The organism is Corallococcus sp. AB030 (assembly GCF_003668965.1).
GTDB classification, from domain to species: Bacteria; Myxococcota; Myxococcia; order Myxococcales; family Myxococcaceae; genus Corallococcus; species Corallococcus exiguus.
The window spans coordinates 34,884-41,901 of record NZ_RAWQ01000068.1 but is presented as its reverse complement, the minus strand read 5'-3'; the positions used below and the strand labels follow the sequence as shown (position 1 = coordinate 41,901).

Genomic DNA, 7,018 nt, shown 5'->3' with positions numbered 1-7,018 from the left:
GGGCTGGGGGAATCCCCGTGGCCTCGGGAGTCGGCGGCGCCTTCGTGTGCGCCAGCCGTCCGAGGATGTCCGCCTGCAGCAGGTCATGGAGCCGCACGCCGCACGGCTCGCAGGAGGCCAGGTGCGCGCGGAAGTCCTCGTGGTGTTCGAGGGGCAGCTCCCCGTCCACGAAGGCGGGGAGGTGGGGGCAGTGGACGTTCATCAGCTCCCCAGCTTCCGACGGGCCTCGGCCATGTCGCGAAGCTGGTCACGCAGCTTCAGCCGCGCGTGGTAGAGCCACGTGCCCACCGTGCCCACGGGCGCCCCGAGCCGGCGGCCGATCTCCGCGTGGCGCAGCCCCTCCGAGTGCAGCTCGAAGGTGCGGCGCAGGTTGAAGGGCAGCGCCGAGACGGCCTTGAGCAGCTCCGGCTCGGTGATGAACTCCCACAGCTCCTGGTCCCGTGACTCCGGCTCCTCGAAGAGCTTGTGCACGTTGCCCAGGTTGATGGCGGTGGTGGCTTCCGTGCGCGAGCGGCGGCACTGGTCGAGGAAGCGGTTGTGCAGCACCCGTACCAGCCACGCGCGGCGCGCCGGCTCCGCCCAGCCGCGCAAGGTGTCCCACTTCAGCAGGGCCCGCAGCAGGACGTCCTGGAGCAGGTCGTCGCAAACAGTGGCATTCCCCCCGCAGATGTTCCGGGCGACCGCCATCAGGATGGGCTGATGACGGACCGCGAAATCGGCGTACTCCATGTCTGAAGTGTCGAGTTCTTCTCTCACGTGAAGCCCCCAGTGCCGGTACTTAAAAGAAAACGTGATAGGTTTGATTCCTTTAAAACCTTGTTAAAGCCTTACGGATGGGGGGAGTTGGCTGACAACGCTTGTGTCCCGGAGGGGTTTTTCTGGATCGCACCGCGCGTATGGGCGTGGGGGATGAAAGCCATTCCGTTTGTCTGGGGTGCATTTGACTGCGTGGCGTAGGGTCCGGAGCCATGGCGCGACCCGCGAAGACACCGAAGCCCGTGGAGCTGGGAGACATCGACCTGCCAGAGGGGGTGCTGCTCATCCTGGCTCCAGGCCTGGGGCGCTTCTGGCGGCATGACTCGGAGCCGGCGTCGCCTCGGAAGAAGGCCCCGGCGGAGCACGACCTGCGCATCACCGGGCCGGACGCGGAAGCAGCGGGCCAGGCCTACGACCGTGAATTCGACCCGCGCTTCCTCTTCGACAGGAAGGACCCGGCGGACGCCGCGGCGCACTTCGAGGGGTTCGCCCGGGAGCAAGGCTTTGATGCGCGCGCGGAGGTGTTGTCAGCGCGGATTCCCCACACGGAGCGGGCCCGGCTGGCGTTGGAGCATGGAAAGGGATTGGGGGTTGTGAAGTACAACGGCCTGTGGGCTGTGGTCGTGGGAGGCCTGCCCTCAAGTCGTGGGTTGAAAGTGATTGGAATGCCCATGCCGCCGGGAGAGTTCGGCGGGCGTTGGCGGTCCATCGACATCGTCGTGGACGGGGAGGCGGAGGCGGCCCGGTCGGAGCAGGTGTCCGGGGTGATGGTGGACCACGGTCAATTGCTGTTCGCCGGGTTGGGCCCGATGGGACGGTTCCGCATGTGGGAGCCGGAGGACGGGCTGGCGGACTATGTGTTTCACGGCAGGGACGCGCCGAAGCTCGCGAAGGAGCTGGGCGCGAGCGACCTGGGCGACGGGCTGTATGGGTGGAAGGACCTGCCCATGGACCGGGTGGGGGAGAAGGCCACGCCGCTGCAGGAGCGCCTCGAGAAGGACGGGCTCGCGGTGGGGGTGGACTACCGGCCGCACTGCAACCTGGAGAAGTTGAACGCCGGGCTGCGTGAGAGCGAGGAGGACACGGCCTCGCTGGTGTTGGACGGCGCGCGCGTGGTGGGATGTGGGAACCGCTGGGGGGACGGCATCTTCACGGTGAGCCGGCACCTGGACGCGAAGGGGCGGACGGTGCGCGTCCGGGTGGAGCTGGGCACGGAGGAGCGGCAGAAGTTGCTGCGAGGCATCCGGCTGCGTCAGCGCAAGGCGCTGGTCACGCGCTTCATCACGGAGAACGGGGAACCCATCCGCTTCGCGGAGCGCTCGAAGCCCGCGGCGGAGGAGGACAGCGGCTGGCTCTTCACCTCGGGCCTGGAGACCGAGGAGTACATGGAGGAGAGCGGCAACGCGGTCATCGTCCCGCTGCGCTCGTTGCTGGGCCGGGACAAGGAATTGGACGCCATCCTGGACGCGCCGGTCGGCGCGGTGTTCCGGCGCGAGGGGAACGGGTTCGTTCCGGAGGAGTGAGCCGCCATCGAAAGATCCGCTGATTCCGTCTGAATCCCCGCTCTGCCATTCCGAGCGGGGCGGGCGCATCTTGCGGTCATGACCCACGAACATTCCGCACATGCGCCGGTCCATGGCTTTGGAGCCGACCGCGCGGCCCATTACGACGCCCAGGCGGCGGTGAGCCTCGCTGGCTACCAGGCGGCATATGAGCTGGGTGTCAGCGCCCTGGCTGCCCGGTTGGACGGCCAGGAAACGGCGTCACTGCTCCACGTGGGCCTGGGCACGGGCGCGGAACTGGTGCCCTATCTCCGCTTCAACGTGCCGGGCTGGCACTTCACGGGCGTGGAGCCCTCCGGCCCGATGCTGGAAGTCGCACGCAAGCGCCTGGAGGCGGAGGGGCTGCTGTCGCGCACGCACCTGCACGAAGGCGAGCTGCGGACGTTGCCGCAAGGTCCCCCGTTCGACGGCGCGCAGTTGATGGGCGTGCTGCACCACGTGGAGGGAGAAGAGGCCCGCGTCGAATTGCTGCGAGAGGTGACGCGGAGGCTCAAGCCGGGAGCGCCGCTGGTGTTGGGCTGCCGCATCGGCCAGGACCCCGAGCTGACGAACGTCGAGTTCCGGCGGCTGCGGACGTACGGAGTGCCGCTGGAGAAGCTGGAGGCCCGGCGTCAGGCCATGGCGAAGATGCAGCCCATCGAGTCCGATGCGGCGCTGTTCGCGATGTTCGCGCAGGCGGGACTGGTGGCGCCGAAGCCGCTCTTCGTCTCGCTCCAGTACAAGGTCTTCCTGGCGCGCTTCGAGCCCTGAGCGCGGCTTGGACCCCCGAGAGGCCGATGCTATGTCCCAGGTTGTATGCGAATCGCTCTACCTGGGACGTGGGCGTTGCTCGGGACGCTGCTCGCCGGCGCGGCCGTGGCGGAGGAGCACGAGCACGCCGTCATCCGGACGCTCGTCCTCCCTGAGCAGCCCGAGGCCGCGCCCCAGCGCATCTACGTGAAGGGGCAGGTCGTGACGGTCCTCCGCTTCGAGCAGGACCTCTCGCCGCTCCGGGCACGGTTGGTGGGCGGAGAGGGGCGGTTCGAACCGGTGGGCGTCGTGGGCCGGAAGGTGGTGCTGGAGCCCCGGCGCGACCTGGCACCGGAGGAAGGCTTCTCCCTGCTCGTCACGTTGTCGGATGCGCGAGAGGTCCCCTTCCTCCTCCGTCCTCCGGGACGGCGCGAGCATGGAAGCGCGGACCAGCAGCTCAACGTCTACAAGGACCGGGATGGCTACGAGGCCATGGCTTCGGCGCTGGTGGACTCGGAGAAGGAGAACAAGACCCTTCGCGCGGAGAACGAGCGGCTCCACAAGGAGGAGGTTTCCGAGGACCACGCGTTGGCGGCCCTGCTGACCACGGGCGCGGTGGCACAGACGCCTTTCGGCGTCGCGGATCATTTCTCCGGCACGGATGGCGACACGACACTGGATGGCACGGTCTACCGGGGCACGGGCAAGGCCGCGGTCGTGTTCAAGGTGAAGAACCTGTCTGCTCGCCGCCCGTGGAGCATGAGCTCCGTACGGCTCGTGGGCAGGTCGGACACTCGCGAGCGGCCGCTGGCGGTCCGGTCATCCTCAGCGGTGATTGAACCTGGGACCTCGGGTGTCATCGGGCTCGTGGTGGACGGGAGCGCGTTCGTGGACAGTGGGACGCTGACGTCCCTGTTCCTGGAATTGTACCGGCACGATGGGCTGCGGCAGGCGGTTGTTGAGTTGAGCCCGAGCTTGCTCGGGAAGTAGGAACAGCCGCATGACCTCGCGTCGATACGTGCTCGTGGCCTGGATGGGCCTGTTGGCCCTGCATCCGGGTTGTGCGACGACTCTGGGCGACGTCCGCCTTCGTGCGGATGGAACGCCCATGTCGGAGAAGTGCCCTGAGAAGTCGCTGGAGGTGATGCGGTACCTGCAGCTCTACGTGGGTGAAGCCGCATGGGTCCAACTGGATGCGAACCAGAGCCGGGCAGAGCACATCACGCTGCACGACGGGCCCATCGAGAGCGTGTTGGACGAGGACATCGGAACGCTGGAGGCGCCCATGCGCCTCTACGGACGTGTCTGGACGGGCGGAGAACAGCCGGTCATCCGGTACTACGAAGCCCAGTTCCTGAAGGGAAAGGACCGCGTGCCCATCTGCGCGGTGGCGAGGCTCGGCTTCGGGCAACTGCGCAAGCGACCCGAGTCCAAGCCAGGAACCGCGATCCTCAACTCCCCGCGCGCGGGCGTATACATCGTGGACGAGTTCCGCTGAGGCGTAGGCCGACAGGGATTCGAGGTCGCATCAGAATTCCGAGGCCTCCGCCCGCCGCCAACCGCGCGGAATCCCTGAGCGGCCCTCCTGGTCCATGCCTTGCTGCGGGCAGGAGGCTGAACGACTCCAAGGAGCCACGATGCGCTGGATGCGGATGCTGGGCGGTTGTCTGACGGTGATGGCCCTCGCGGCCTGTGGGTCGGACGGCGAGGGAGGGCAGGGGAGGCTGAAGCTGCGGGAGGGGCAGTCGCTGGACCTGGCGCAGGAGTGCGGCGTGGACCTGCCCCAGTGTCCCCAGGGCCTGTCCTGCCTCGTGCTCAAGCTGGACGGCGTGTCCAAGGCGCGCTGCGTGGATGATTCAAAGGTCTGCACCGAGCTCGTGTCCTGCACGGGAGGCACCCAGTGCGCCATCCTGGACTCATATCCCGGCCAGGTCGCCTGCTCGGGCAAGTGCACCTCGGACTGCGACTCGTCTGTGTCCAATTCACCGTAGGCGCACGGCGGCTCCGTCGCCCCATTTCACCTCGCAGGGGTGCACGGAGCCGGTTCGTGCACATTGCAACCCGGCCAGGAGGACAGCTCCCACAACCCCTCGGAACGCCTGGGCCTGACGGGGGCCCGCTCCGGTACGGCGGATGCTCATGCTCCTGGGGCCATGAGCTTCGAATACGCCGCAGGGACCGCGCTCGCGGTCCTCCTCTCCGTCTACCTCGTCTACGCCCTGCTCCGGCCCGAGCGCTTCTAGGAGCCCGCCATGACCCTCATAGGCTGGCTCCAGACCCTGCTGTTCTTCGCGCTCGTCCTCGCGCTCACGAAGCCCGTGGGCCTCTACCTCTTCCGTGTCTTCGAGGCCGACACCCAACCCCTGCCTCGCGTGCTCGGTCCCATCGAGCGCGCCCTGCTGCGCCTGTGCGGCGTGAAGCGCGACCAGGAGCAGACGTGGGTCCAGTACGCCGCCGCCCTGCTCGCCTTCAGCGCCGTGGGCCTCGTCGTCCTCTACGCGCTCCAGCGGCTCCAGCACGTGCTCCCGCTCAACCCCCAGGGCCTGCCCGCCGTGGGTCCGGCGCTCGCCTTCAACACCGCCGCCAGCTTCGTGGCCAACACCAACTGGCAGTCGTACGCCGGTGAATCCACGATGAGCTACGCCACCCAGATGCTGGGGCTGACGTGGCAGAACTTCGTCTCCGCCGCCACGGGCCTGGGCGTCGCGCTCGCCCTCGCGCGAGGCCTCACCCGCCGCCCTGGCCCCGAAGGCCGCAAGACCCTGGGCAACTTCTGGGTGGACCTGGTGCGAGGCACGCTCTACGTGCTCCTGCCCCTGAGCTTCCTCGCGGCCCTGTTCTTCGTGTCACAGGGCGTGCTCCAGAGCCTCGCGCCATACCCCGAGCACACCACCGTGGAGGGCGTGAAGCAGACGCTCGCCTTCGGGCCCGTGGCCTCGCAGGAGGCCATCAAGATGCTGGGCACCAACGGCGGCGGCTTCTTCAACGCCAACAGCGCCCACCCCTTCGAAAACCCCACGCCGCTCACCAACCTCATCCAATTGCTGCTCATCTTCGTGCTGCCCGCGGGCCTCACGTACACCTACGGCAAGATGACCGGCGACACGAAGCAGGGCTGGGTCCTCTTCGCGGCCATGTCCGTCCTCTTCCTCGTGGGCGCCGCCGCCAGCTACGCCGCCGAGTCCCAACCCAACCCCGCGCTCGCCTCCGCGAACGTCCTCCAGTCCGGGAACCAGGAGGGCAAGGAGACGCGCTTCGGCGTCGCGGCCTCCACGCTGTTCGCCACCGTCACCACCGACGCGTCATGCGGCGCGGTCAATTCCATGCATGACAGCTTCACGCCGCTGGGCGGGCTGGTGCCCATGGTCAACATGCAACTGGGCGAGGTCATCTTTGGCGGTGTCGGCGCGGGCCTCTACGGCATCCTCGTGATGGCCGTGCTCGCGGTCTTCATCGCGGGCCTGATGGTGGGCCGCACGCCGGAGTTCCTCGGCAAGAAGATCGAAGCGCGCGAGATGACGCTCGCGATGCTGTACGTGCTCGTCTTCCCGCTGGTCATCCTGGGCCTGTCCGCCGTGGGGGCGGTGCTCCCGCAGGGCACGTCGTCCCTCAACAACGCGGGGCCGCACGGCCTGTCCGAAATCCTCTACGCGTTCACCAGTGGCGTGGCGAACAACGGCAGCGCCTTCGCCGGCCTCAACGCCAACACGCCGTTCTGGAACATCAGCCTGGGCGTGTCGATGCTCGCGGGCCGCTTCCTGATGATGGTGCCGGTGCTGGCACTGGCGGGCTCGCTCGTGGCCAAGAAGGCCGTGGCCCCGGGGCCCGGCACCTTCCCCACGGACGGCGTCCTCTTCACCGGCCTGCTCGTGAGCGTCGTCGTCGTCGTGGGCGCGCTGACGTTCTTCCCCGCGCTGTCCCTGGGCCCCATCGTCGAGCACTTCCTCGGCGCGGCCGGAAAGGTGTTCTGA

At 68.1% G+C, this 7,018-nt stretch carries 9 protein-coding genes; 7 read left to right on the top strand and 2 right to left on the bottom strand.

Annotated features, from left to right (window positions below):
- Both D7Y15_RS18180 and D7Y15_RS18175 read right to left on the bottom strand, forming a co-directional pair.
- A partial coding sequence (locus D7Y15_RS18180) for an anti-sigma factor (RefSeq protein ID WP_147452044.1) occupies nt 1-202 on the bottom strand: 202 nt, incomplete at its 3' end.
- Nucleotides 202-729 carry an RNA polymerase sigma factor gene (locus D7Y15_RS18175; RefSeq protein WP_211487125.1) on the bottom strand — a complete coding sequence of 176 codons (528 nt, stop codon included), beginning with the start codon at nt 727-729 and terminating at the stop codon, nt 202-204. The genes D7Y15_RS18180 and D7Y15_RS18175, both read right to left, overlap by 1 nt.
- 239 nt (nt 730-968) lie before the next feature.
- Between D7Y15_RS18175 and D7Y15_RS18170 the strand changes: the two genes are divergently transcribed.
- The 7 genes from D7Y15_RS18170 to kdpA all read left to right on the top strand — a co-directional run bounded on the left by D7Y15_RS18170 (nt 969) and on the right by kdpA (nt 7,018).
- Nucleotides 969-2,279, top strand: coding sequence for a DUF2185 domain-containing protein (locus D7Y15_RS18170; RefSeq protein WP_121753368.1), 1,311 nt, complete (start codon nt 969-971; stop codon nt 2,277-2,279).
- Between the two features lie 78 nt (nt 2,280-2,357).
- Entirely contained in the window at nt 2,358-3,068 is a 711-nt protein-coding gene (locus D7Y15_RS18165) for a methyltransferase (RefSeq protein ID WP_120576317.1), read from the top strand.
- A 45-nt stretch (nt 3,069-3,113) separates the two neighbouring features.
- The gene (locus tag D7Y15_RS18160) at nt 3,114-4,037 is read left to right on the top strand and encodes a DUF2381 family protein (RefSeq protein ID WP_120576318.1); all 924 of its coding nucleotides are present in this window, start codon (nt 3,114-3,116) and stop codon (nt 4,035-4,037) included.
- Between the two features lie 10 nt (nt 4,038-4,047).
- Entirely contained in the window at nt 4,048-4,545 is a 498-nt protein-coding gene (locus D7Y15_RS18155; RefSeq protein WP_120576319.1) for a hypothetical protein, read from the top strand.
- A 139-nt stretch (nt 4,546-4,684) separates the two neighbouring features.
- The gene (locus D7Y15_RS18150) at nt 4,685-5,038 is read left to right on the top strand and encodes a hypothetical protein (protein WP_121753367.1); all 354 of its coding nucleotides are present in this window, start codon (nt 4,685-4,687) and stop codon (nt 5,036-5,038) included.
- A 162-nt stretch (nt 5,039-5,200) separates the two neighbouring features.
- On the top strand, nt 5,201-5,290 hold the full coding sequence (gene kdpF, locus D7Y15_RS18145; RefSeq protein WP_120576322.1) for a K(+)-transporting ATPase subunit F: 90 nt from the start codon (nt 5,201-5,203) through the stop codon (nt 5,288-5,290).
- A gap of 9 nt (nt 5,291-5,299) precedes the next feature.
- Complete coding sequence (gene kdpA, locus D7Y15_RS18140) at nt 5,300-7,018, top strand: potassium-transporting ATPase subunit KdpA (protein ID WP_121753366.1); 1,719 nt, start codon at nt 5,300-5,302, stop codon at nt 7,016-7,018.